This is a genomic window from Priestia koreensis, assembly GCF_022646885.1.
GTDB classification, from domain to species: Bacteria; Bacillota; Bacilli; order Bacillales; family Bacillaceae_H; genus Bacillus_AG; species Bacillus_AG koreensis_A.
The window spans coordinates 4,335,513-4,358,821 of sequence record NZ_CP061868.1 but is presented as its reverse complement, the minus strand read 5'-3'; the positions used below and the strand labels follow the sequence as shown (position 1 = coordinate 4,358,821).

At 41.8% G+C, this 23,309-nt stretch carries 23 protein-coding genes; all 23 read left to right on the top strand.

The window, feature by feature from the left end:
- Nucleotides 1-14 precede the first annotated feature (14 nt).
- The 23 genes from atpD (at nucleotide 15) to IE339_RS22650 (ending at nucleotide 23,271) form a co-directional block, all read left to right on the top strand.
- Nucleotides 15-1,436, top strand: a complete 1,422-nt coding sequence (gene atpD, locus IE339_RS22760; protein WP_242172093.1) for a F0F1 ATP synthase subunit beta — start codon at nucleotides 15-17, stop codon at nucleotides 1,434-1,436.
- Nucleotides 1,437-1,461: 25 nt separating this feature from the next.
- The gene (locus IE339_RS22755; protein WP_053403714.1) at nucleotides 1,462-1,866 is read left to right on the top strand and encodes a F0F1 ATP synthase subunit epsilon; all 405 of its coding nucleotides are present in this window, start codon (nucleotides 1,462-1,464) and stop codon (nucleotides 1,864-1,866) included.
- A 197-nt stretch (nucleotides 1,867-2,063) separates the two neighbouring features.
- Nucleotides 2,064-2,204 (top strand): lmo0937 family membrane protein, encoded by a 141-nt coding sequence (locus IE339_RS22750; protein WP_157052833.1) that lies wholly within the window; start codon nucleotides 2,064-2,066, stop codon nucleotides 2,202-2,204.
- 655 nt (nucleotides 2,205-2,859) lie between these two features.
- Nucleotides 2,860-3,228 carry an NADH-quinone oxidoreductase subunit A gene (locus IE339_RS22745; RefSeq protein ID WP_053403713.1) on the top strand — a complete coding sequence of 123 codons (369 nt, stop codon included), beginning with the start codon at nucleotides 2,860-2,862 and terminating at the stop codon, nucleotides 3,226-3,228.
- Complete coding sequence (locus IE339_RS22740) at nucleotides 3,219-3,731, top strand: NuoB/complex I 20 kDa subunit family protein (RefSeq protein ID WP_242172087.1); 513 nt, start codon at nucleotides 3,219-3,221, stop codon at nucleotides 3,729-3,731. Before IE339_RS22745 ends, IE339_RS22740 begins: the two co-directional genes overlap by 10 nt.
- Nucleotides 3,732-4,964, top strand: coding sequence for an NADH-quinone oxidoreductase subunit C (locus IE339_RS22735; protein ID WP_277933931.1), 1,233 nt, complete (start codon nucleotides 3,732-3,734; stop codon nucleotides 4,962-4,964).
- 3 nt (nucleotides 4,965-4,967) lie between these two features.
- Nucleotides 4,968-6,068, top strand: a complete 1,101-nt coding sequence (locus IE339_RS22730) for an NADH-quinone oxidoreductase subunit D (protein ID WP_242172086.1) — start codon at nucleotides 4,968-4,970, stop codon at nucleotides 6,066-6,068.
- Nucleotides 6,068-7,069 (top strand): NADH-quinone oxidoreductase subunit NuoH, encoded by a 1,002-nt coding sequence (nuoH, locus tag IE339_RS22725; RefSeq protein WP_053403709.1) that lies wholly within the window; start codon nucleotides 6,068-6,070, stop codon nucleotides 7,067-7,069. Before IE339_RS22730 ends, nuoH begins: the two co-directional genes overlap by 1 nt.
- Nucleotides 7,070-7,092: 23 nt before the next feature.
- Nucleotides 7,093-7,512, top strand: a complete 420-nt coding sequence (gene nuoI / locus IE339_RS22720; protein WP_053403708.1) for an NADH-quinone oxidoreductase subunit NuoI — start codon at nucleotides 7,093-7,095, stop codon at nucleotides 7,510-7,512.
- Nucleotides 7,512-8,030 (top strand): NADH-quinone oxidoreductase subunit J, encoded by a 519-nt coding sequence (locus IE339_RS22715; protein ID WP_242172083.1) that lies wholly within the window; start codon nucleotides 7,512-7,514, stop codon nucleotides 8,028-8,030. Before nuoI ends, IE339_RS22715 begins: the two co-directional genes overlap by 1 nt.
- Nucleotides 8,023-8,337, top strand: a complete 315-nt coding sequence (gene nuoK, locus IE339_RS22710; protein WP_242172078.1) for an NADH-quinone oxidoreductase subunit NuoK — start codon at nucleotides 8,023-8,025, stop codon at nucleotides 8,335-8,337. Before IE339_RS22715 ends, nuoK begins: the two co-directional genes overlap by 8 nt.
- 35 nt (nucleotides 8,338-8,372) lie before the next feature.
- Nucleotides 8,373-10,229 carry an NADH-quinone oxidoreductase subunit L gene (gene nuoL / locus IE339_RS22705; RefSeq protein ID WP_242172074.1) on the top strand — a complete coding sequence of 619 codons (1,857 nt, stop codon included), beginning with the start codon at nucleotides 8,373-8,375 and terminating at the stop codon, nucleotides 10,227-10,229.
- The gene (locus tag IE339_RS22700) at nucleotides 10,229-11,716 is read left to right on the top strand and encodes a complex I subunit 4 family protein (RefSeq protein ID WP_242172072.1); all 1,488 of its coding nucleotides are present in this window, start codon (nucleotides 10,229-10,231) and stop codon (nucleotides 11,714-11,716) included. The genes nuoL and IE339_RS22700 overlap by 1 nt, the downstream gene beginning before the upstream one ends.
- 6 nt (nucleotides 11,717-11,722) lie before the next feature.
- A complete protein-coding gene (nuoN, locus tag IE339_RS22695) occupies nucleotides 11,723-13,222 on the top strand; it encodes an NADH-quinone oxidoreductase subunit NuoN (protein WP_242172069.1) in 1,500 nt (499 codons plus the stop codon).
- A gap of 137 nt (nucleotides 13,223-13,359) precedes the next feature.
- Nucleotides 13,360-13,599: a DUF1146 family protein gene (locus tag IE339_RS22690; protein WP_242172062.1), complete on the top strand. Its 240-nt coding sequence runs from the start codon at nucleotides 13,360-13,362 to the stop codon at nucleotides 13,597-13,599.
- 156 nt (nucleotides 13,600-13,755) lie between these two features.
- On the top strand, nucleotides 13,756-14,508 hold the full coding sequence (locus IE339_RS22685) for a YwmB family TATA-box binding protein (RefSeq protein ID WP_242172052.1): 753 nt from the start codon (nucleotides 13,756-13,758) through the stop codon (nucleotides 14,506-14,508).
- A 31-nt stretch (nucleotides 14,509-14,539) separates the two neighbouring features.
- Complete coding sequence (gene murA, locus IE339_RS22680; RefSeq protein ID WP_242172046.1) at nucleotides 14,540-15,847, top strand: UDP-N-acetylglucosamine 1-carboxyvinyltransferase; 1,308 nt, start codon at nucleotides 14,540-14,542, stop codon at nucleotides 15,845-15,847.
- Nucleotides 15,848-16,043: 196 nt separating this feature from the next.
- Complete coding sequence (spoIID, locus tag IE339_RS22675; protein ID WP_242176286.1) at nucleotides 16,044-17,090, top strand: stage II sporulation protein D; 1,047 nt, start codon at nucleotides 16,044-16,046, stop codon at nucleotides 17,088-17,090.
- 181 nt (nucleotides 17,091-17,271) lie between these two features.
- On the top strand, nucleotides 17,272-18,138 hold the full coding sequence (locus tag IE339_RS22670; protein ID WP_242172041.1) for a stage II sporulation protein SpoIIQ: 867 nt from the start codon (nucleotides 17,272-17,274) through the stop codon (nucleotides 18,136-18,138).
- Between the two features lie 1,702 nt (nucleotides 18,139-19,840).
- Nucleotides 19,841-20,113 carry a sporulation transcriptional regulator SpoIIID gene (spoIIID, locus tag IE339_RS22665; protein ID WP_053403697.1) on the top strand — a complete coding sequence of 91 codons (273 nt, stop codon included), beginning with the start codon at nucleotides 19,841-19,843 and terminating at the stop codon, nucleotides 20,111-20,113.
- A 344-nt stretch (nucleotides 20,114-20,457) separates the two neighbouring features.
- Nucleotides 20,458-21,459, top strand: coding sequence for a rod shape-determining protein (locus IE339_RS22660; RefSeq protein WP_053403696.1), 1,002 nt, complete (start codon nucleotides 20,458-20,460; stop codon nucleotides 21,457-21,459).
- Nucleotides 21,460-21,552: 93 nt separating this feature from the next.
- Nucleotides 21,553-22,392, top strand: a complete 840-nt coding sequence (locus IE339_RS22655) for a flagellar hook-basal body protein (protein ID WP_242172038.1) — start codon at nucleotides 21,553-21,555, stop codon at nucleotides 22,390-22,392.
- A gap of 42 nt (nucleotides 22,393-22,434) precedes the next feature.
- Nucleotides 22,435-23,271: a flagellar hook-basal body protein gene (locus tag IE339_RS22650; protein ID WP_242172035.1), complete on the top strand. Its 837-nt coding sequence runs from the start codon at nucleotides 22,435-22,437 to the stop codon at nucleotides 23,269-23,271.
- Nucleotides 23,272-23,309 lie beyond the last annotated feature (38 nt).

The window sequence follows — 23,309 nt, the reverse complement described above, 5'->3', positions numbered from 1 at the left end:
AGGAGGGAAAGTTGATGACAAAAGGACGTGTTACTCAAGTTATGGGTCCTGTCGTAGACGTAAAGTTCGATAGTGGCCATCTTCCTGAGATTTATAATGCCCTTAAAATTAAACATAACGCTCAAGATGCGAGCGAAAATAGTATTGATGTTACCCTAGAAGTAGCGATTCACTTAGGTGATGACACAGTTCGTGCCATTGCAATGGCTTCAACAGATGGATTAATGCGTGGAATGGACGTTGAAGATACAGGTGCACCTATTTCTGTACCTGTAGGTGACGTGACATTAGGACGCGTATTTAACGTATTAGGTGATTCAATCGATTTAGATGGTGAATTAGAAGCAGGTATCCGCCGCGACGCTATTCACCGTCAAGCACCAACGTACGAGCAATTATCAACACAAGTTGAAATTCTTGAAACAGGAATTAAAGTTGTAGACTTATTAGCACCTTACATTAAAGGTGGTAAAATTGGTCTCTTCGGTGGTGCCGGTGTAGGTAAAACGGTTCTAATCCAAGAATTAATCAACAACATCGCACAAGAACATGGTGGTATTTCCGTATTCGCAGGTGTAGGAGAGCGTACACGTGAAGGAAATGACTTATACCATGAGATGAGCGATTCAGGGGTTATCAAGAAAACGGCAATGGTATTCGGACAAATGAATGAGCCACCTGGTGCACGTATGCGTGTAGCATTAACTGGTTTAACAATGGCAGAATACTTCCGTGATGAGCAAGGACAAGACGTACTGTTCTTCATCGATAACATCTTCCGTTTCACACAAGCAGGTTCTGAGGTATCAGCCCTATTAGGACGTATGCCATCAGCGGTAGGTTACCAACCAACGCTTGCAACTGAAATGGGTCAATTACAAGAGCGTATTACATCTACAAATGTAGGTTCTGTAACGTCTATCCAAGCGATCTATGTACCAGCCGATGACTATACAGATCCAGCGCCGGCAACAACTTTCGCTCACTTAGATGCAACAACAAACTTAGAGCGTAAATTAACAGAAATGGGTATCTATCCTGCGGTAGATCCATTAGCGTCTACTTCACGTGCATTATCTCCAGAAATCGTTGGAGAAGAGCATTACGGTGTTGCACGTCAAGTACAGCAAACATTACAACGTTACAAAGAACTTCAAGATATTATCGCGATCCTAGGTATGGATGAGCTTTCTGATGAAGATAAGCTTGTTGTACAACGTGCTCGTCGTATTCAGTTCTTCTTATCTCAAAACTTCCACGTAGCGGAGCAGTTCACAGGTCAAAAAGGTTCTTATGTACCTGTAAAAGAAACGATCCGTGGATTCAAAGATATTTTATCTGGTAAGTATGACCATCTTCCAGAAGATGCGTTCCGCTTAGTAGGTCGAATTGAAGAAGTAATTGAAAATGCGAAGAACATGGGAGTAGAAGTTTAATTTAAGGGACATAGGAGGTTATTAAATGAAGACAATCCATGTCAGTGTAGTGACTCCTGATGGCCCAGTGTATAATGCCGATGTGGAAATGGTAAGTGCTAGAGCTCAAAGCGGTGAGCTTGGTATTTTACCTGGACACGTTCCTTTAGTTGCTCCATTAAAAATCGGAGCAGTTCGTTTGAAAAAAGGTGGCAGTACGGAGCTTGTAGCAGTTAGCGGAGGCTTCCTTGAAGTAAGACCTGACAACGTAACAATATTAGCTCAAGCTGCTGAAAAAGCAGATCAAATTGATATTGTACGTGCTGAAGAAGCTAAAAAGCGTGCCGAGAGTCGCTTAGGCGCTCAAAAGGATCATGTTGATTTCAAACGTGCGGAGCTGGCATTAAATCGTGCCATCAATCGTATTGAAGTTAGCCAAAGAAAAATGTAATAACGTAAAACCTCTAGACTCGTTTCTAGAGGTTTTTTTGTGTTCTTAAATGTAAATAAACTGTTAAAAAATTGAATCATTTGTCGTATTTTATCTGAAAAACCAACTATTTTTTGGTGGAAGAGTTTCTAACAAAAAAACATGGGGTATAAAAAGAACAAAGCTGAGACATCGTATTAAATAAGGGGTGATAAAAAATGATCTGGACTATTATCGGTATTTTATTATTAATTTGGCTAGTAGGTGTTCTATTTGATTTCTCAGGCGGAGGACTTATTCATATCCTCCTTGTGATCGCTTTAATCGTATTAATCGTAAAATTACTAAGAAGAGCTTAGATGCAGGTCTCGTTCATTTTGAACGAGACCTTTTTATGTAGTTTCCTTACTAGAAAATCCTTCTGTATGGATAAAATGACTCTAATTACAAAGAAATACGTAATGTTAAAAACCTATTTCATCTTCTTTATACAATATTTTACTTAAATAAATCATTGTGGTAGGATTGGATGAAATAGGGGTGATTACAATGACACAGGTGAGAATGATAAATCTAATCGGATGGATATTGATTTTATTTCTTTCCATAAGTAAGCTGTTTTTCTCAGACAGGCTGTCATTTATAACTTCTGGTATAGGCGGATTAATTTGTTTAGTAATTGGTTTAGTTCTAGCATTGTATCATGTAAAACTTCAGCGATAGCTCTCTTTCATTTTGTAAAAGGACTCCGTTCATACACACGGAGTCTTTTTAATTTGCGTAATGTTAATACGGGTTTCTTATGGTCAGGAATGAAAGCTGAGGGGAGATAAGGGAAAACAAACGTATTTTATAGGATGGACACGCATAGATATAAAAGGAATGTACATTGAAAACTTCATTATTAGGAATGTAAAAGTGGAGGGTCAATCGACAAATTTTAGAGATTTTGATACAATGATAGCGGTTACATTTTTAGAAAATTCCTTCAATTTAGGAGGTGTGAAGACGGACATGCAGCACGTATATGCGAATAATTATATGATTGTATGCATCTTTTTAGCCTTAGGTCTTTTGCTTCCCATTGTAGCATTGACAATAGGGAAAGTACTTCGGCCTCACGCACCTACAGCAGGGAAACAGACAACTTATGAGAGTGGTATCGAACCGTTTCACGATGCGAGAGTACAATTCAATGTGAGGTATTATATTTTTGCCTTATTATTTGTAATCTTCGATGTTGAAACGGTCTTTTTGTATCCTTGGGCAGTTGCTTTTGATCAGCTAGGATTGTTTGCCTTAATTGAGATGCTGATCTTTGTGGTTATTTTACTTATTGGACTTCTATACGCTTGGAAGAAGAAGGTGTTGAAATGGATTTAAATATGCAAACAATCGCTAAAGAAGAGTTAGAGGAAATGAAACGAAATATTTTTCTTACCACTCTTGAACAGTTAAAAGCATGGGCGAGAAGCAATTCTCTTTGGCCTTTAACGTTTGGTCTAGCCTGCTGTGCAATTGAAATGATGGGCGTTGGATCGTCTCATTATGATTTAGATCGCTTTGGCTCATTTTTTCGAACCTCCCCTAGACAATCGGACGTTATGATTATCTCTGGAACCGTTACGAAAAAAATGGCGCCGATTGTGAAACGACTTTACGATCAGATGCCAGAACCTAAATGGGTGATTGCGATGGGGTCTTGTGCAACAGCTGGAGGACCATACGTAAATTCCTATGCAGTAGTAAAAGGGGTAGATCAAATTATCCCGGTAGATGTGTATATTCCAGGCTGTCCACCAAATCCAGCGGCGCTCATTTACGGAATCAATAAGCTGAAAGAGAAAATTAGGTATGAAGCGAAGACAGGAAAGAGGGTGATGTAGGTGAGCGGAAAACAACCATCACTCGAGGAACAAAAAAAAGCAGCGGCTCTTAAAGCAAAGGAGCAGGCAAAAGAAAAGCTAGAAGCGATGAAAAAAGAAAAAGCAGCGGAATCAGAAAGCGAAGGAACAGAGGAAGACGCGCTAGCCCTGGCGAAGAAAAAGGCCGCGGCAGCCGCGAAAGCAAAAGCGCAGGCTCTTGCGAAGCAGAAGGAAAAAGAAGCTGAATCAGAAAGCGAAGGAACAGAGGAAGACGCGCTAGCATTGGCGAAGAAAAAAGCCGCTGAATCAGAAAGCGAAGGAACAGAAGAAGACGCACTAGCCCTGGCGAAGAAAAAGGCTGCGGCAGCCGCGAAAGCAAAAGCGCAGGCTCTTGCACAACAGAAAGAAAAAACAGCTGAATCAGAAAGTGAAGGAACAGAGGAAGATGCACTAGCGCAGGCAAAGAAAAAGGCTGCGGCAGCCGCGAAAGCAAAAGCGCAGGCTCTTGCGAAGCAGAAGGAAAAAGAAGCTGAATCAGAAAGCGAAGGAACAGAAGAAGACGCACTAGCCCTGGCGAAGAAAAAGGCTGCGGCAGCCGCCAAAGCAAAAGCTTTAGCAAAGCAAAAAAGCGAAAGCCCCATGTCCGCTAGTGATGATCAAGAGAGCGAAAAAGCGAAGGCAATTGCGGCTGCAAAGGCAAAGGCAGCTGCAGCGGCAAAGGCGAGAGCTGGCATACCAAAAAAAGAGGAAGAAAATCATCAGGAGTTACCACCATCCCCCCATCAACCACTGTTAGATCAATACGTAGCACTTATTTCAAAACACCTTACACCTACAGCCATTGAAGATTCCTACATTAATCGTTTATCAAAAGGTGTACCTACTATCGTCGCAAAATTAGACGCTTATTATGCAGTCGCACAACTGTTTAAAACACATGAGGAGCTTAAGTTCGATTATGTTTCTGAGTTGCACGGAACGGACTTTTCAACGCACTTTGAAGTGTACGTATACTTGTATTCCTATACGCATAAAAAGCCTGTAGCCCTAAAGGTAAAGGTTGATCGGGAGCGTCCGGAAGTACCGTCTTTACAGCCGCTTTGGCCTGGTGCAGACTGGCCTGAGCGAGAAGCATATGATTTATTAGGCATTACGTTTACCGGACATCCTAATTTGAAGCGTATCATGATGCCAGATGATTGGGTTGGGTATCCGCTACGCAAAGATTATGAGCCGTTTGATGTGGAGGTGTAAGGCATGATACGAACAGAGGAAATGCTGCTTAACGTTGGTCCTCAGCATCCAAGTACTCACGGGGTGTTCCGTCTCGTTATTAAAATTGACGGGGAGATTATTACAGAAGCGACCCCTGTCATTGGCTATCTTCATAGAGGAACAGAGAAGATTGCTGAGAACCTGCAATATACACAAATTATTCCGTATACAGACCGCATGGATTACCTATCGGCGATGACGAATAATTATGTGATTTGTCACGCAGTGGAGACGATGATGAACATTACTTTACCAGATCGGGCTGAATATTTGCGTGTGCTCGCAATGGAGCTAGGAAGGGTAGCGAGTCATCTCGTATGGTGGGGTACATATTTGCTTGATATTGGGGCTGTTAGTCCATTCCTATATGCCTTCCGTGAAAGAGAGGTCATTATCAATCTTTTAAATGAGCTCAGCGGTGCACGTTTAACGTTTAACTACATGAGAGTAGGAGGCGTGAAGTGGGATGCACCAGAGGGATGGATTGAAAAGGTCCGTGAGTTTGTTCCCTACATGCGTAAACAGCTAGAAGGCTACCATGACCTCGTAACAGGAAACGAAATTTTCCTCAATCGTGTGAAAGGAGTAGGGATTTACAGTGCACAAGAGGCACTTGATTACTCATTAAGTGGTGCAAACCTGCGCTGTACGGGAGTGAATTGGGATCTCCGAAAAGATGAGCCCTACTCTATTTACGATCGGTTCACCTTTCATGTACCTGTCCATACCGAGGGAGATGCGTTTGCACGATACAAATGCCGCATTGAAGAAATAGAGGAGTCATTAAAAATCATTGAGCAGGCCGTTGAGCAATTTCCTGCTGAGGGCCCGATTATGGCAAAGGTGCCGAAGATTGTAAAGCCTCCTAAAGGAGAAGCGTTTGTACGAATCGAATCACCTCGTGGCGAGATAGGTTGCTATATTGCGAGTGAAGGAAAAAAAGAGCCGTATCGCTTAAAGTTTCGCAGACCTTCTTTTTACAACCTGCAAATACTTCCGAAGCTTTTAAAAGGCGAAAATATTGCCAACCTCATTACCATTTTAGGCGCTATTGATATTGTGCTAGGAGAGGTGGACGGGTAATGATTAATCACCTATTAGAATCAACGCCCAGCTTGACGAATTTTGCGATTTTCTTTGGGTTAGCAACAGCCTTTCTTTTTGTTGTATTAGGATTTGTAACATATGCCATTTTAGCAGAACGGAAGGTCATGGGCTTTATGCAGGGACGGTACGGTCCGAATCAGGTTGGTGGACGGTGGGGACTTTTGCAGACAGTAGCCGACGTGCTCAAGCTTTTACTAAAAGAAGATACCATTCCTAAATTAGCTGATCGGCCGTTGTTTATTATTGCTCCTGTCATTGCATTTGCACCTGCCTTTATGGTTTTGGCGACAATCCCGTTCACAGATAAGCTACAGTTTGCTGATATTGGAGTGGGGCTGCTTTACTACATTGCGATTTCAGGACTTACCACCATTGGAATTGTAGCAGGATCATGGGCTTCCAATAATAAGTATGCGCTTCTTGGCGGAATGAGGGCAGCCGCACAGATGATTTCGTACGAGGTCCCGCTCGTTATGTCTGTTCTTGGAGTGGTGCTATTAACGGGGAGTTTGAATTTAAATGACATCGTCCGGGCACAGGATGACGTGTGGTTTATTTTTCTTCAACCAATTGCGTTCATCGTCTTCCTAATTGCATCCGTCGCAGAATTAAATCGTACGCCGTTCGACCTTCCAGAAGCGGAATCAGAGCTTGTCGCAGGGTTTCACGTTGAGTATTCAGGTTTCCGCTGGGCTTTCTTTATGCTCGCTGAATATGTGTATTTCTTCGCAATGGCAGCTCTTACGACCGTTCTTTTTCTTGGAGGGTGGCATCCAGTTGCATTTTTAGGCTTTATACCAGGAGCCGTTTGGTTTGCGATTAAATTTAGCTGTATCGTCTTCTTACTCATTTGGTTTCGCATTACCTTTCCAAGACTTCGTGCAGACCAGCTGATGGAATTTGGTTGGAAAGTTCTCTTGCCTGTCGCACTAGCAAATATCTTCTTAACCGCGCTGATCAAGGTACTTTGGTTTTAATGAATAAAAAGGGGTGAGTCATGATGTTTGGTTTAGTAAAAGGATTAAAATACACCTTAGGAAACCTAACGAAAAAGAAAGTCACCTATGATTATCCCAATGAGCCTATTCCAATGCCAGATCGATTTCGAGGCATTCAGAAATTTTATCCGGAAAAGTGCATTGTGTGTAATCAGTGTGCGAATATTTGTCCAACAGACTGTATTCAGCTAACCGGAAAGAAGCATCCAGACCCGACTAAAAAAGGGAAAATCATTGATACGTATGATATTAATTTTGAGATCTGTATTTTATGCGATTTATGTACGGAGGTTTGTCCAACAGAAGCAATTGTGATGACAAATAACTTTGAGTTAGCAGAGTATAGCCGGGATCACCTTTTTAAAAATCTTCAGTGGTTGGATGAAAACGATGAAAATGTAAGACGGGAGAACAAAGTGTAATGTGGTCGGGGGAATACATTGCTTTTCTCGCGCTTGCAACGATTGCTATTTCCGGCGGTATTTTAATGCTTAACCTCACAAAAGTTATTCATATGCTTCTTTCACTCGTATTTACCTTTTTAAGTATTGCAGGCCTCTATGTATTGCTATCTGCTGAATTTATCGCAGCGGTTCAAGTGCTGATTTACTCTGGCGCCGTCACCATTATTATGTTATTCGGTATCATGCTGACAAAGCATAATGATCAGACGCTCGAATTGACAGGTGGCTGGCGACGATTCGGTGTGTTTCTTGGCGTACTTGCTTTTGGACTTATTATGTTTATGGGGATTAAAAATTTATCACCCGCTGTACAGAACGTAGCGCTTGAAAATGAAAATACGAAGCAAATCGGTTTAGCTCTATACTCCAAGTTTATTATCCCATTTGAGTTAACATCAATCGTTCTATTGGTCGCATTAATCGGTGCTATTATTCTCGCAAAACGAGATGAAGATGAGGTTGATAACCATGAATGAAGTATCGTTACCTGCTTATTTAATTCTTGCGCTAATTTTATTTTGCATCGGTCTATACGGTGCCCTAACAAAGCGCAATACCGTGATCGTCTTAATTTCGATTGAGCTGATGCTGAATGCAGCCAATCTTAATTTTGTTGCGTTCAGTAAATACGGTGTGACGCCTAACATAACCGGGCAAATTTTTTCGCTATTTACAATCACGATTGCGGCAGCTGAAGCAGCGGTAGGGTTAGCCATTCTTATTTCCTTATATCGCAACCGAAAAACGATCAATATTGATGAGATCGATTCAATGAAGCGTTAAAAATAAACGAAAGATAAAAGGGGGATGGCTTACGCATGATGGAAAATGCTTGGCTTATACCGCTGTTTCCACTCATCTCCTTTATCGTGTTGCTTTTGTTTGGTCGAGTCTGGAGAGAACGGAGTGCTTATGTAGGAATTATTTTGGTGTTTCTATCATTTGTACTGTCGCTACTTGTGCTAGTAGATCGATTAAAAGAGGCAACCTATAAAGCTGAGGGAACGTGGCTTCATGTTGGCAGTATGTCGATTACGATGGGATTTGAAGTGAATCAGTTAAACACGTTGATGCTTGTCATCGTGTCACTTGTAAGTTTGCTTGTACATCTTTATTCCAAAGGATATATGAAAGAAGATGCGCGGATTGGCACCTTTTTCTCCTACTTAGGGTTGTTTACCTTTTCGATGCTTGGGCTAGTACTTGCTCCAAATTTATTACAGCTATATATTTTCTGGGAGCTTGTAGGGGTAGGTTCATTCCTATTAATTGGCTTCTATTTCTGCAAAGAAGAAGCAAAGGCCGCTGCTAAAAAAGCGTTTATCATGACGAGAATCGGAGACGTCGGCTTATTTATTGGCATGATGCTTCTGTTTTGGCAAGTAGGGAGCTTTGAATACGATCAAATTTTTCAAGCGGTGCAAAACGGCACGCTTTCCTCTGGCTACATTACGCTAACAAGCATCCTCATTTTTATTGGTGCCATTGGAAAGTCAGGTCAGCTTCCGCTACATTCATGGTTACCAGATGCGATGGAGGGTCCAACCCCTGTATCAGCATTAATTCACGCTGCGACCATGGTAGCGGCAGGTGTGTATCTTGTAGCTAGTCTGTTTCCACTGTTTTCTGCAAGTGAAACAGCCATGATGGTTGTGGCAACGGTTGGGGGAGTAACAGCTTTATTTGCGGCCACCATTGGCCTTGTGCAGACGGATATTAAGAGGGTGCTTGCGTATTCAACCATGAGCCAGCTTGGGTATATGATGCTTGCACTAGGAGTGGGGGGATATGTTGCAGGTGTTTTCCACCTCACCACACATGCATTTTTTAAAGCGCTTCTGTTTCTTGCTGCAGGAAGCGTCATTCACGCCGTGCATACGCAAAACATTGAAGAAATGGGAGGACTGTGGAGCAAGCTTCGAAAAACAGGTGTCCTGTTCCTAATCGGTACGATGGCGATTAGCGGTGTTCCTCTCTTATCAGGATTTTTTAGTAAGGAAGAGATCATCGGAGCAGCGTGGTCTAGCGGACATTATGTACTGTTTGCGATTGCACTGTTTACAGCGTTTTTAACCTCTTTTTACATGTTCCGCCTTTTCTTTATGGTGTTTACAGGAGAAGCAAACAAACGTCGTAAAAGTATTCATGACTCGCCAATGATTATGATTGTACCAATGGGCGTTCTTGCTGTACTAGCAGTGGTAGCAGGATACGTAAATGTCCCGCGGGATTTCCTTGCTGAATGGTTAACAAAAGGTGCACCAGGGCTAGTAAGTGAAGGGCATGCGCCTCTTTGGTTAATGATTACGGCAACGATTATATCCCTTGCAGGCATTTACCTGGCGTACCTCATGTACGGTAAGAAAAGTATTTCGAGAGACATCTTCTCGTCGTCCGCTCCATTCATCTACAAGCTTTTAAAGGAAAAGTATTATATGGATGAGCTTTATCAGAAAACCATTATTGCTCTTGTTCACCTCATACGTCGTATTGGAAAAGCAATTGACCAATACATCGTAAATGGAGTGATTCTAATGATAATCAATGCGATTCAAGGAATCGGATCAGCAGGATCAACGGTGCAAAATGGCCAAATACAGCGCTATAGTTTCGTGGCGATAATTGGTTTAGTACTTCTACTAGTAATCGTTGCCGTGACAGGAGGGTATTTATAATGAGTACGTTCTTGCTGAGTCTTATCATCTTTTCGCCTTTACTAGGAGTGCTCCTGATCTGTTTTGTCCCGAAAAACCGTGAAGTGTTGATTAAAGCAGTAGGAGTCGGTTCTACGATCTTTACCTGTCTGCTTATGGTCCTACTGTATATTCAGTCATCTGGGGGACATAACTATGATTCGTTTTCACAAAAGGCGACATGGTTTCGCTTCGGAGATCCAGAGCTGTACGGAAAATATTTTTCCGTTTCTTACGAAGTAGGCATTAATGGCTTTTCATTCCTCATGATTGCACTTACCGCATTTTTATGTCTGCTCGCTTCTGTTGCATCTTTTAAAATCAAAACGAACTGGAAAGGCTATTTCCTTTTGTTCCTTACGCTCCAAATCGGTATGATGGGCGTATTTGCGGCAGAAAATCTCGTCCTGTTTTTTATCTTTTTTGAAGTAACGTTAATTCCGATGTTTTTCTTAATCGGTCGATGGGGGTTATTTGAGAAAGAAAAAGCTTCCTATTACTTTCTTATTTACAACGGAATTGGATCAGCGATTTTATTAGTCGTCTTTGTTCTTTTGTTTGCGAAAACAGGCACAGCTAATATTGAACAGCTGCAGGGGATTTTACAATCAAGCGATGCTTTTTCTAACAAAGCAAAGCTAACGTTACTTATAGCACTATTAATTGCATTCGGTATCAAGCTACCAATTTTTCCACTGCATACGTGGGTTCTGAAGGTTCATACTCAAGCTCCCGTTCCAATTGTTATGGTTCATGCAGGCGTGCTGCTGAAAATAGGCGCGTTCGGTTTGATTCGTTTCGGAATTGGATTCTTTCCTGATCAGTTCGCACATCTGTCGTTTCTTATCGCGCTCCTCGGAGTCATTAACTTACTATTTGGCGCCTTTTTGGCCTTGAAGCAGGATGATCTAAGGCTTGTGCTGGCTTATTCGAGCCTTTCACATATGGGGATTATCCTCATGGGATTAGGAGCAGGGAACGAATCAGGGATGCAGGGTGCTGTTTTTCAAGTCGTCTCCCACGGATTAATTGCTGCCTTTTTATTCTTCCTGATTGGTGTTTTATACGAGCGTACAGGTACGACGACACTCTCAAAGCTCGGCGGACTGGCGAAAAATATGCCGATTGCATCGGGATTTTTACTAGCAGGCGGACTGGCTTCTCTTGGATTGCCAGGGATGTCGGGTTTCATTAGTGAGTTTATGGCCTTTATGGGATTGTTTCAGCACTCACCTTATTTAGCTGGCATTGCCATGCTCGGGATGATTTTGACGGCCGTGTACGTGTTAAAGGCCGTTTTGAGCATAACGTTCGGAAATGAAGTGAAGTTAGTAGGTGGAAAGGACCTTAATCGTCTAGAGTGGGCACCTGCACTGCTGTTTATCTTCCTTATTATCGGGATTGGTGTTTATCCATCCCTGTTGACGAATATGATTCAACCGGTGCTTGATACCATGGTATGGGGGTGAGAAAAAGTGGATATGGATACGTTACTGAGTTATCAGTGGTCAGCGATGATGCCGGAGTTTATTATTTTAGGTGTCGCAACTTTGTTATCGTTGCTTGATTTATTTGTCGGAAAAAAGATGAAGCACAGCTGGCTTGGTTATTTGGCTGCTGCTGGCGTAATCGGATCATTTGTGTCACTGTGCTTGTTGCGAAAGGGACTACCCGTTACAATTCTACACGATACCTTTCGCTTAGATAGCTTTGCGGTTACCTTTAAATTTCTATTACTCATTGGTGCGTTCTTTACGCTGTTGATTGCAGTTCATGAACGTTCTGAGGAGATTAAACATCGAGGAGAGTTCTATTATCTCTTTTTAACGGCTCTATTAGGAGCAATGATGATGGCATCTAGCGGGGATTTAATCACGCTGTTCGTTGGACTTGAGCTTCTCTCTATCTCCTCCTATATATTAGCAGGCATAAAAAAGAGTTCACTCCGTTCAAACGAAGCGGCCTTAAAATACGTCATCACCGGCGGCATTGCATCGGCTATTGCGCTATTTGGACTAAGTTATATATACGGAATAACCGGTTCAACAAATTTACTTACCATCTCAGAAGTGCTAGTCGAAAATCAAAGCTATGAGTTTATTGCGGTGTTAGCTTTCTTGCTTGTACTGGTAGGATTGACGTTCAAAATTGCTGCCGCTCCTTTTCACATGTGGGCTCCTGATGTTTACGAAGGATCACCGACTTCTGTAACGGCCTTTCTTAGTGTTGTATCCAAAACAGCAGGTTTCGTTCTAATTTTACGTGTATTTCTCAGCGTGTTTGCGAACGTACCAATGCTACAAAAAAGCGTCACCTTTTTGTACGGTATGCAAGATTATCTTTTCATCATAGCTGGTGTCACGATCGTGATTGGGAACGTAGTGGCACTGAAACAAAAGAATATGAAGCGTTTATTTGCTTACTCTAGTATTGCACATGCGGGATATGTATTAGTAGCTTTTGCTGTTTTATCACCATTTATGATGGATGCCATCTGGTTTTATCTGCTTGCCTATCTTTTCATGACGATCGGGGCTTTTACGGTGATCCATATTATTCAACAGCAGCATGGGGATGATGCGATTACGTCCTTCGCTGGCTTATATAAAACCTCACCTTACTTAGCAATCGTCATGAGTGGTTTTCTGCTCTCACTAGCAGGTATTCCGGGAACAGCTGGTTTTATCGGTAAGTTTAATATCTTTCTCGGCGCACTTGCTACGTCGCCTACACATTACATCATCGTATCACTCATGATTTTAGCCACCGTTATTTCCTATTACTACTACTTTGGCATCTTTACACAAATGTTTTTTCGCTCCGCTGAACGTGAGCGAACCTATAGGGTTCCAAGGGTACTTCTATTTTCAACCGTCCTTTGCCTCGGCGCTACGATCGTACTTGGAATTTTCCCAAATGTGGCGTATCAGTTTTTCTTTAACGAAGTGCATCAATTCAAAGATTTTTTTAATTAAAAAGTGGATAATTTTAGTTGGAGTTTGAAGCAAATAGAACAATGTGGTTTAATATAGAAGGAACCAAGTGTCGCCCGATGTCTGTAGCAGCTTGTTAACAGACAAAGGGCGATTTTATTTCAAAAGGGGGGATCCTATTGTTTGCAGGATCTGGACCGCAAGCACTCATTACCCTTATTTCGCATTTGTTTTTTATCGCTCTCACATGGTACGCATTGCAAGGTTTTCACATTGAGCGTGCAATGAAACCAAATCGAGTAGCGCAAGCGCGATTATTGATGATTTTGCTCACGATCGCGATTGGATCAAGCGTAAGTAATTTTTTTTTGGATTATTTATTTTGGTCGCAGCAACTTCCGAACATGCTTTCATCTTAACTCGCTGTGTAAAGAAGGAATATAAGCCAAATTTCACCTTTTAAAAACCGTGTAAGCATAAAAAAATATCCCCATATGTCTAAACATGACGAGTTTTTTCGAGTATTTATCGTCCTATTCTGGAAAAAATGAAGAATAGGAGAGGACGTGACGGGGATGAATAAAAAAATTAGTGTCTTTTTGGCTATTTTCTTTCTTGGATTCTTCATTTATTATGGGAGTTATGTGAGTCAAGCTAAAGGTAATAACGATGTACCTGTTATGCAAATCGCACAGACTTTACTGGACAAAGATGTTGCTGTTACATCATGGTCCTTATATACGAAAGAAGAGGTTCCATCGGTTACTTCTAAAGAAACGTTCGTCAAAAAAAGTGATGAATTAAAATTTTCATTAAAAGGTTTCAAATGGGAATTAAAAAGGGAAAGAGATGTGTGGAAAGCAGTTGGATTGCATTACAACAAAGATTCTGAAATGATGGAAGAAGTTCAATTGGTTTCGACCCTTAAAAACAAAACATCGGATTCGTATATATTATATCATGTGGCAGGAAAAGCTTGGGATAAGCACCAGTGGAATTTAGGCTATGATCAGTTTCAAAAAAACTATCATAAAATTTTCACATTTAATCCCAAAATTTTCTCTTGTGTAAAAGGGCAATTCAATGATAATATGAAAAGTGTTTTGTCTTTAGGTAAGGATGAGCTGTTGGAAGCTTTTAAGGCCAAAACAGTGGAATCGTTGGTTGAGGAGACATTTGTCTCGGTGTCCGCATATACTGGAATGTGGAAAGAAGTATTGCCAACCAAAAACAACAAGATGAATTTACAAATAGCATTGCGAAAGACTGGATTGGGCGGTCAGACAACCGTAGTTGTTGGCACACCCATTATTACGTCTGAATATTAATATAGAGAAAATGGACGCGGAGGGGAATACCTTGGAAAAAATCATCGTCCGCGGCGGAAAAAGGCTGAACGGCACTGTTAAGGTAGAAGGAGCAAAAAATGCCGTATTACCTATTATCGCTGCAACATTATTAGCTAGTGATGGAAAAACAATTCTAAATGATGTACCTGCACTCTCCGATGTATTTACGATCAGTGAGGTATTACGTCACCTTAATGCAGAGGTAGATTTCGAAGGAAATCGCGTAATTGTAGATGCATCTAGAGAACTTGAAACGGATGCACCGTTTGAATATGTACGAAAAATGCGCGCATCTGTACTTGTAATGGGTTCTTTATTGGCTCGTACTGGAAAAGCTCGTGTTGCATTGCCAGGAGGATGTGCGATTGGTTCTCGACCAATTGATCAGCATTTAAAAGGCTTTGAAGCAATGGGCGTAAAAGTAAAAGTAGGAAATGGATTTATTGATGCAGAAGTAGAAGGAAAGTTACAAGGTGCGAAAATCTACCTGGACTTCCCAAGTGTAGGTGCTACTGAAAACATCATGATGGCAGCAACATTAGCAGAAGGAACAACAATCCTTGAGAACTGTGCAAAAGAACCAGAAATCGTAGACTTAGCTAACTTGTTAAATGCAATGGGAGCAAAAGTACGTGGTGCTGGAACTGGTACGATTCGTATCGAGGGAGTTTCTAAATTATATGGTGCTACACATGCAATTATTCCAGACCGTATCGAAGCTGGAACATTTATGGTTGCCGCTGCAATTACAGGCGGAAACGTATTAGTAAGAGGAGCTCTTATGGAGCACCTAAGTTCACTTGTTGCGAAAATGGAAGAAATGGGCGTGCAAATCACCGAAGAGGGAGACGGCCTACGTGTTATTGGTCCAGATAAGTTAAAGCCAATTGACATTAAAACAATGCCACATCCGGGCTTCCCGACAGATATGCAGTCACAAATGATGTCTCTTTTACTAGCAGCTGAAGGAACAAGCATGATCACAGAAACAGTATTCGAAAACCGTTTCATGCATGTGGAAGAATTCAGACGCATGAATGCAGATATTAAAATTGAAGGGCGTTCAGTAATCATTAACGGACCTTCTAAGCTTCAAGGTGCAGAAGTATCTGCTACAGACCTTCGTGCAGCAGCAGCGCTAGTTTTAGCTGGTCTGATTGCAGATGGTTTCACTCGTGTAACAGAACTTAAGCACTTAGATCGTGGCTATGTTGATTTCCACGGCAAGTTATTAGGATTAGGTGCAGACATTGAACGTGTAAACGATCAAGCAACACAAGAACCTGCCCAACAATCTGTTTCAGATATGAACGTATAAAAAAAGTGACCCTATAATGGGTCTCTTTTTTTTGTCGTTTTATGATAAAAAAGACAAAGGTATGTCTCTATCTCGTCCCTTCTGATTCTCTGTCTAATTCTCCTCTGCGTAAAAAATTACAGTCATAAATGGTTGTCCACCTCCATAAAAATGAAGTAGAAGAGGTTAAATTCATGAAGTGGAGGCTCAATCATTGATGAAACGTTTAAAGCCTGTCGTCGTAATTATCGCCATACTATCCTTCGTTATTTTATGTATTCCGACAGTATTAGTCATTCCATTTACGGATCAAACCGGAGGGAAACTAGGAGAGGATTCTCAACAACATACACAAAGGACGCTGCAAGCACTCGCCGCAGAGCCAGCGGTAGAAGTGGCGGTGTACCGAGCAAAAAAGCAGGAGGTTGAAGAGGTTCCTCTCGAAGATTATGTAGTCGGAGTGGTAGCATCAGAAATGAAAGCGGATTTTGAGATGGAGGCTTTAAAAGCACAAAGCCTCGCTGCTCGTACGTATATTGTTAGAAAGCTTGTAAATGGGTCAGAGCTTAAAATGAAAAAAGGTTCCCAAGAGTTTGATGCACGTGATACAACGGCTGATCAAGTGTATGCTAGTCCAGAAGAGCTAAAGATACGTTGGGGTTCGGATTACGATCAAAACATGAAGAAAATCACGGAAGCGGTAGAGGCTACAAGAGGGAAAGTAATCGTCTATAATAACGCTCCTATTGACGCTGTGTTCTATTCAACGAGCAATGGACGTACGGAAGATGCAAAAGTCGTCTGGGGATCTTCTCTGCCATATCTACAAAGCATTGATAATCCATGGGATAAAGACTCGCCAAAATTCACGGCGCAAACTTCAATGACGGTGTCAGACTTTGAGCAAAAGATCTATGCCGCTACGAATAAGAAAGTGTCGATTAATGATGATCTTGGAAAGGTGTTATCACGCACTCCTGGTGGACGTGTGAATGAGCTCAAGATAGACGGCAAGACGTTTAAAGGGACGGATATTCGTAGCGCTCTTGGCTTAAAATCAACAGACTTTACGTGGGTACGAAAAGGCAATGAACTTTTAATTACAACAAAAGGGAACGGTCACGGGATTGGTATGAGTCAGTACGGTGCAGACGGAATGGCGAAAGCCGGAAAATCGTATACGGACATTATTCATTTTTATTACAAAAATGTGCAGATTGCGGAGGCTTCAAAATATCTATCTACTCTAACCGCAAAAAAATAATAAAGGTGTAAAAAGCGTACTCATCGTGAGTGCGCTTTTTCTCTTTTTAGCCCTTCATTTGATAGGTCTTCCTATTTCTTTGCATAAAATCTTTCTCTCTTGCAGAAAATAATCGAAAAAATTTTTAGACGATGTATATATTTAGTAGATTCTGTTCAAAATGGTTGCTGAGGTGATATTAATGAGAGAGGAAGAAAATAAACGTATGACAAAACCTTCCAAAGTTCAAAAATTATTTAGAAAACGTTGGGTATTTCCAGCTGTATACTTATTCAGTGCAGCAATCATCATCACAGCTGTATTATGGTTCCAAGGAAATGCAGCCGATCAAGATAAGCAAAAAGCAGGGAATGCTCCACAGCATGGACAACATGATTCAGTTGAAGTAAGCAATGCAGTTGAAAAGCTAGTTATGCCTGTTGTAAAAGAAAATAGCGTAGAAGTGAAAACACCATTCTATAGCAGCACAGCATCTGAGAAAGAACAGCAAGCAGCTCTTGTCTTTTATAATAATACGTACCATCAAAATACAGGAATTGATGTTGTTGCGAAAGATGGTAAAACATTTGATGTAACAGCAGCAGCTAGTGGGACGGTTACGAAGGCAGTGAAAGATCCAATCTTAGGTTATACGGTAGAAATCGATCACCAAAATGGTTTAGTGACTTTCTATCAATCGTTATCTGATGTAAAAGTTCAAGCTGGCGATACAGTGAAGCAAGGTCAAGTCATCGCAAAAGCTGGTGAGAGTACTTACAATGCAGAAGCAAAAACGCATCTTCATTTTGAAGTACGCAAAGATGGCGTAGCGGTTAACCCAACTGATTCATTCAGCAAGCAATTGGCTACGATTAAAGCGGAGGTAGTATCTGAAACAACGCCTGAGGGTGGAAATTCAAATACAACTGAGCAAGGTACAGGTGAAGGGACAAAGTCTACGGACGAGCAGTCTAAAAAGCAGCCTTCAACTGGCACTGAGTCAAAGGATCAAACAAACACAACAGATGATGGATCATCGTCTGATGAAGATCAATCAACTGGTCAATAATAGGAGAGTCGCTTTGTCGGGAGAGTATTCCGGTAAAGCGGCTTTTTTGTGGTGCGTTAGTTGATTTTTGTTAGAGCGACGGGTTCGTCTCTTCGCTACAGATTGCTTCGCTTTCCACGGGGCGAGCGTTGAGCTTCCTCGTCACTCCGTTCCTGCGGGATGTCATCTGACTCGCCCATCCTGTAGGAGTCTTTGCATCTTTCACTTCGATCCTTAGTGTTTGGGAAAGGTTAGGTCAAAAGGTTGCTCGCCTAAACGTCTCTTCTCTTTATAGTGGTAATGATTCGTTAGAGCGACGAGTTCGTCTCTTCGCTACAGATTGCTCCGCTTTCCACGGGGCGAGCGCTGAGCTTCCTCGTCACTCCGTTCCTGCGGGATCTCATCTGACTCGCTAATCCCGTAGGAGTCTTCGCATCTTTCGCTCCGATCCTTAGTGTTTAGAAACAGACTTGTCAAATGAGTGGCTTTGTAATAGTGGTACTTGTTTAGAACGATAGGTCGGTCCCTTCACTACAGATTGCTCCCTTTCCGCAGGGCAGGCGGTGAGCTTCCTCGTCGCTGCGCATCCTGCGGGATCTCACCTGACCTGCTAGTCCTGCAGGAGTGGAGCATCTTACGTTCCGGGCCCGATGTTCAGACGATGAGGACGGTTGAGATGAATAGGTCATTTTGATGACGAAGTCTGCTTTGGAGTGGCTGATCTTTTTAAAAGCGATAGGTCGGTCCCTCCGCTACAGATTGCTTCGCTGTCCATGGGGCGAGCGTTGAGCTTCCTCATCGCTGCGCGTCCTGCGGAATCTCATCTGTCTCGCTCATCCCGTAGGAGTCTTTGCATCTTTCGCTATGATCCTTAGTGTTTGGAAAAGGTCTTGTTATATGAGTGCTTGTTTGAATAGGAGTCTTTTATACTGATGGTTCTTTGGTAGAGCGACAAGTCCGTCTCTTCGCTACAGATCGCTTCGCTTTCCACGGGGCGAGCGTTGAGCTTCCTCGTCGCTACGCATCCTACGGGATCTCATCTGACTCGCTAATTCCGTAGGAGTTTCGCTCCGATCCTTAGTGTATTTAATGGTCATAAGCTATTAGTGTTTTGTCTCAATCATTTGAGTCTCTTAAAAGAGGAATTGTTAAAAGCGACAAGTCCGTCTCTTCGCTACAGATCGCTTTGCTTTCCACGGGGCGAGCGCTGAGCTTCCTCGTCACTCCGATCCTTAGTGTTTAGAAAAGGTCTTGTCAAAAGAGTGCTCGTCTAGACGTCTCTTTATAGTAGTAATGATTCGTTAGAGCGACCAGTTCGTTATTTTGCTACATATTCCTTCTATTCTCTTGTTGTATGAAAGTTGTTGTTTGATTGGTATGTGTGATTTTATCGGAGAAGATTTATCCTAGTCTCCTCAGGAAAGGGATGAATATTTGCTCGAAAAAGGTCTCTTTTTCTTTAAATGGGGTTAAAAACGCAAAAAAGTAAAAAAAATCTGATAAAATCCTTGTCCCGCTTGACATTTATAGCATATATCCTCAACCAAGCTAATAAACTGTTACAAACCTAACAAAGAGAATGTATGAGGTGAGGGATCGTCATATGACATCGGAGACCCGACTATCATGTAGTGAGGAGTTGTTACAAGATTATCCTTCTTCGTGTTGTCAGAGCGAATCTCATTTCACGCTTCTCACATCCAATTTGGGGAGGTCGAGTGGTGTGCATGATTACATCAAAGAGAGAACTATCAAGATTGGAAAGTATATTGTAGAAACTCGAAAAACTGTACGCGTTATTGCGAAGGAGTTTGGTGTTTCGAAGAGTACTGTCCATAAAGACTTAACGGAAAGACTACCAGAAATTAATCCTGAATTAGCAAACGAAGTGAAAGAGATTCTTGATTATCATAAATCAATCAGACATTTGCGTGGCGGTGAAGCCACAAAGTTAAAGTACAAAAAAGAAGAGTTACAAGAGGAACCAGCCAAGTGAATATAGATCGATCATAAAAGCTCAAATGTGAGAAGAGTATTTTCACGTTTGGGCTTTTAGTTTGTGCCGTTAAAACAGAATGAAGGTGCGTTTTTCACTGACTAGGAAATTATGCGTTTGTGAGGGATTTTCGGTTACAATCACTGCTAAACTAGCTAGTAGCTGTTAGTGCAAATTGTCTAAAGTGATCTATCACAATCATATTCGCTTCATAAAAGCAACATTCGTTAGAAATATTTTTCCGTAAAATTCTACATGTATAACCAAATTATGATAAAATGTTTAATTAGGAAAAAAAGACAGAGGTCATAGGAAAAATGGCGCTTGAAAGGAGCAATTAACGGATGTTGGCAAAAGATATCGGCATCGATCTTGGCACGGCGAACGTATTAATTCATGTGAAGGGGAAAGGGATTGTACTCAATGAACCTTCTGTGGTTGCGATAAACAAAAATAATGGAAAAGTTTTAGCGGTTGGTGAAGAAGCGAGACGTATGGTTGGACGTACTCCGAGTCATATTGTTGCGATGAGACCTTTAAAAGATGGCGTAATTGCCGATTTTAATATTACAGAGGCAATGCTTAAATACTTCATTAATAAACTAAATGTAAAAGGCTTTTTATCAAAGCCTCGCATTTTAATTTGTTGCCCAACGAACATTACATCAGTGGAACAAAAAGCGATTCGTGAAGCTGCTGAAAAAAGCGGGGGCAAAAAGATTTATCTTGAAGAAGAGCCTAAGGTAGCCGCAATTGGAGCGGGAATGGATATTTTCCAACCAAGCGGAAACATGGTCGTAGATATCGGTGGAGGAACGACGGACGTAGCGGTTCTTTCCATGGGCGATATCGTAACGGCAAGCTCAATAAAAATGGCAGGCGATCGTTTCGATCAGGAAATTTTAAGCTACATTAAACGTGAATACAAGCTTTTAATCGGGGAACGTACAGCAGAGGATATTAAAATCCAAATTGGTACCGTATTCCCAGGTTCTCGTAATGAAGAAATGGACATTCGCGGCCGTGATATGGTATCTGGTTTACCACGTACAGTAACGGTAAGGTCTCAAGAAGTGGAAGAAGCGCTTCGTGAGTACGTAACGGTCATTGTGCAAGCATCTAAAAGTGTCCTAGAGCAAACACCACCAGAACTTTCTGCAGATATAATAGATCGTGGAGTCATTTTAACAGGTGGCGGTGCATTATTACACGGGATGGATCAGCTTCTTGCAGAAGAACTGAAAGTACCTGTCTTCATTGCGGAAAGTCCAATGGATTGTGTGGCAATTGGAACGGGTATCATGCTTGATAACATGGATAAGCTACCGCGACGTCAGTTCAATTAACTAAGCTTGTAACACGTAAAATCATATGCAACGATCAAATGCCGATTGATTTAACTTGCTTCTATCCAATCCAAGTTTTGAGGTGACTAAGTGATGTTCAAAGGTTTTTATGCAGCTTCATCCGCTATGATTGCTCAGCAACGCCGTACAGACCTATTAACGAATAATTTGGCAAATGCTAACACGCCTGGTTTCAAAGCTGATCAAGCATCACTGCGAGCTTTCCCTGATATGCTTTTACAGCGTATGAATAACCGTAGCTTTTCAAAAGAGAACGGTGATTCAGCTACTCCGAAGGAGACTCTTGGATCGATTAATACAGGAGTCTATATGCAGGAGAACATGCCAAATTTTCTTCAAGGAGATCTTCGTGAAACAAAGCAGCCGACAGACTTTGCTATTCTAGACGGAAATCTTCCTGCAGATGAAAAAACAGGACGTAAAGGTACACTCTTTTTCACTGTTCAAGGAGAAGATGGAAAGCCTCGCTATACACGTGATGGGAAGTTTACATTGGACGGACAGGGCTTCTTAACAACAAATCAAGGCAACTACGTATTAGATGAAAAAGGGGCTAAAATTCAGCTTCAAAGCGCGAATTTTCAAGTCGGGAACGACGGAACGATTATGGAAAATAATCAGCAGGTTGCACGTGTTGGCCTTGCCTATGCACAGGATCCGATGGCGCTTGAGAAAGAGGGAAATGGTTATTATCATATGACAAATAATCAAGCTCTTCCGTCTGCTTTAACAGCAAATGGTGTTTCCTTTCAAGTACATCAAGGCTTTATTGAAGGTTCAAACGTAGACATGTCTCAAACGATGACAGAGCTTTTGACTACCTACCGTTCATTTGAAGCCAACCAAAAGATTTTACAAGCATACGATCGCAGTATGGATCGAGCTGTAAATGAAGTAGGGCGATTGCGTTAACGCATATGAACATAAAACTACGTAGAACAAAGGAGAATGATTGTGAATCGTTCAATGATTAATGCGTCTAATACGATGGGGCAGCTTCAGTATCAGATTGATGTTATCGGTGATAATTTGGCGAACGTCAATACAAACGGTTTTAAAAGCAGGGACGTTAGCTTTAGTGACCTTCTTTATCAGCAGTTTGACAATCAGCCTGATCAGCAGAAGGAGCAGGGACGCCTAACGCCTTATGGAATTCGTCAAGGTTCCGGTGCGAAACTTTCGCAAACCTATCTGCAAATGAATCAGGGCTCCTTCATTCAAACAAACCGTGCTTTAGATGCAGCTCTTCAGCAAGAGGATCAATTCTTTCAAGTACGTGTGAATCAAGACGGTCAACAGGTAACGCAGTATACGAGAGACGGTGCGTTTTACATTTCACCGAATGGCACACAGTCTATGCTGGTTGATCGAGACGGGAATTCAGTGCTAGATGCAGCAGGAAATCCGATTATGTTTCCACAAGACGCAACAGACGTTCAAATTACATCATCAGGCGCCTTAGAGGTTACAACACCGGCAGGGAAGCAGTCTATTGATTTGGGAATCGTTCAAGTGAGCAAACCACAGCTCTTAGAAGCAAAGGGAAACAATCATTTTCAGCTTCCTAACCTAGGAGCAATGAATGTCACAATGGCTGATGTACTCACTCCTCTAGCACCAGGAGCGAATCGTAATGGTATTGTTCAAACGAAGGCGCTAGAACAGTCGAACGTAGACGTGAGTCAGCAAATGACAAACTTAACGATGGCACAAAAAGCGTACCAATTCAATGCACGAGCGATCTCCATGTCTGATCAAATGATGGGACTTGTGAATACAATACGATCATAAAAGGAAGAGGGCGATCGGTGATTGTCCTCTTTTCTATT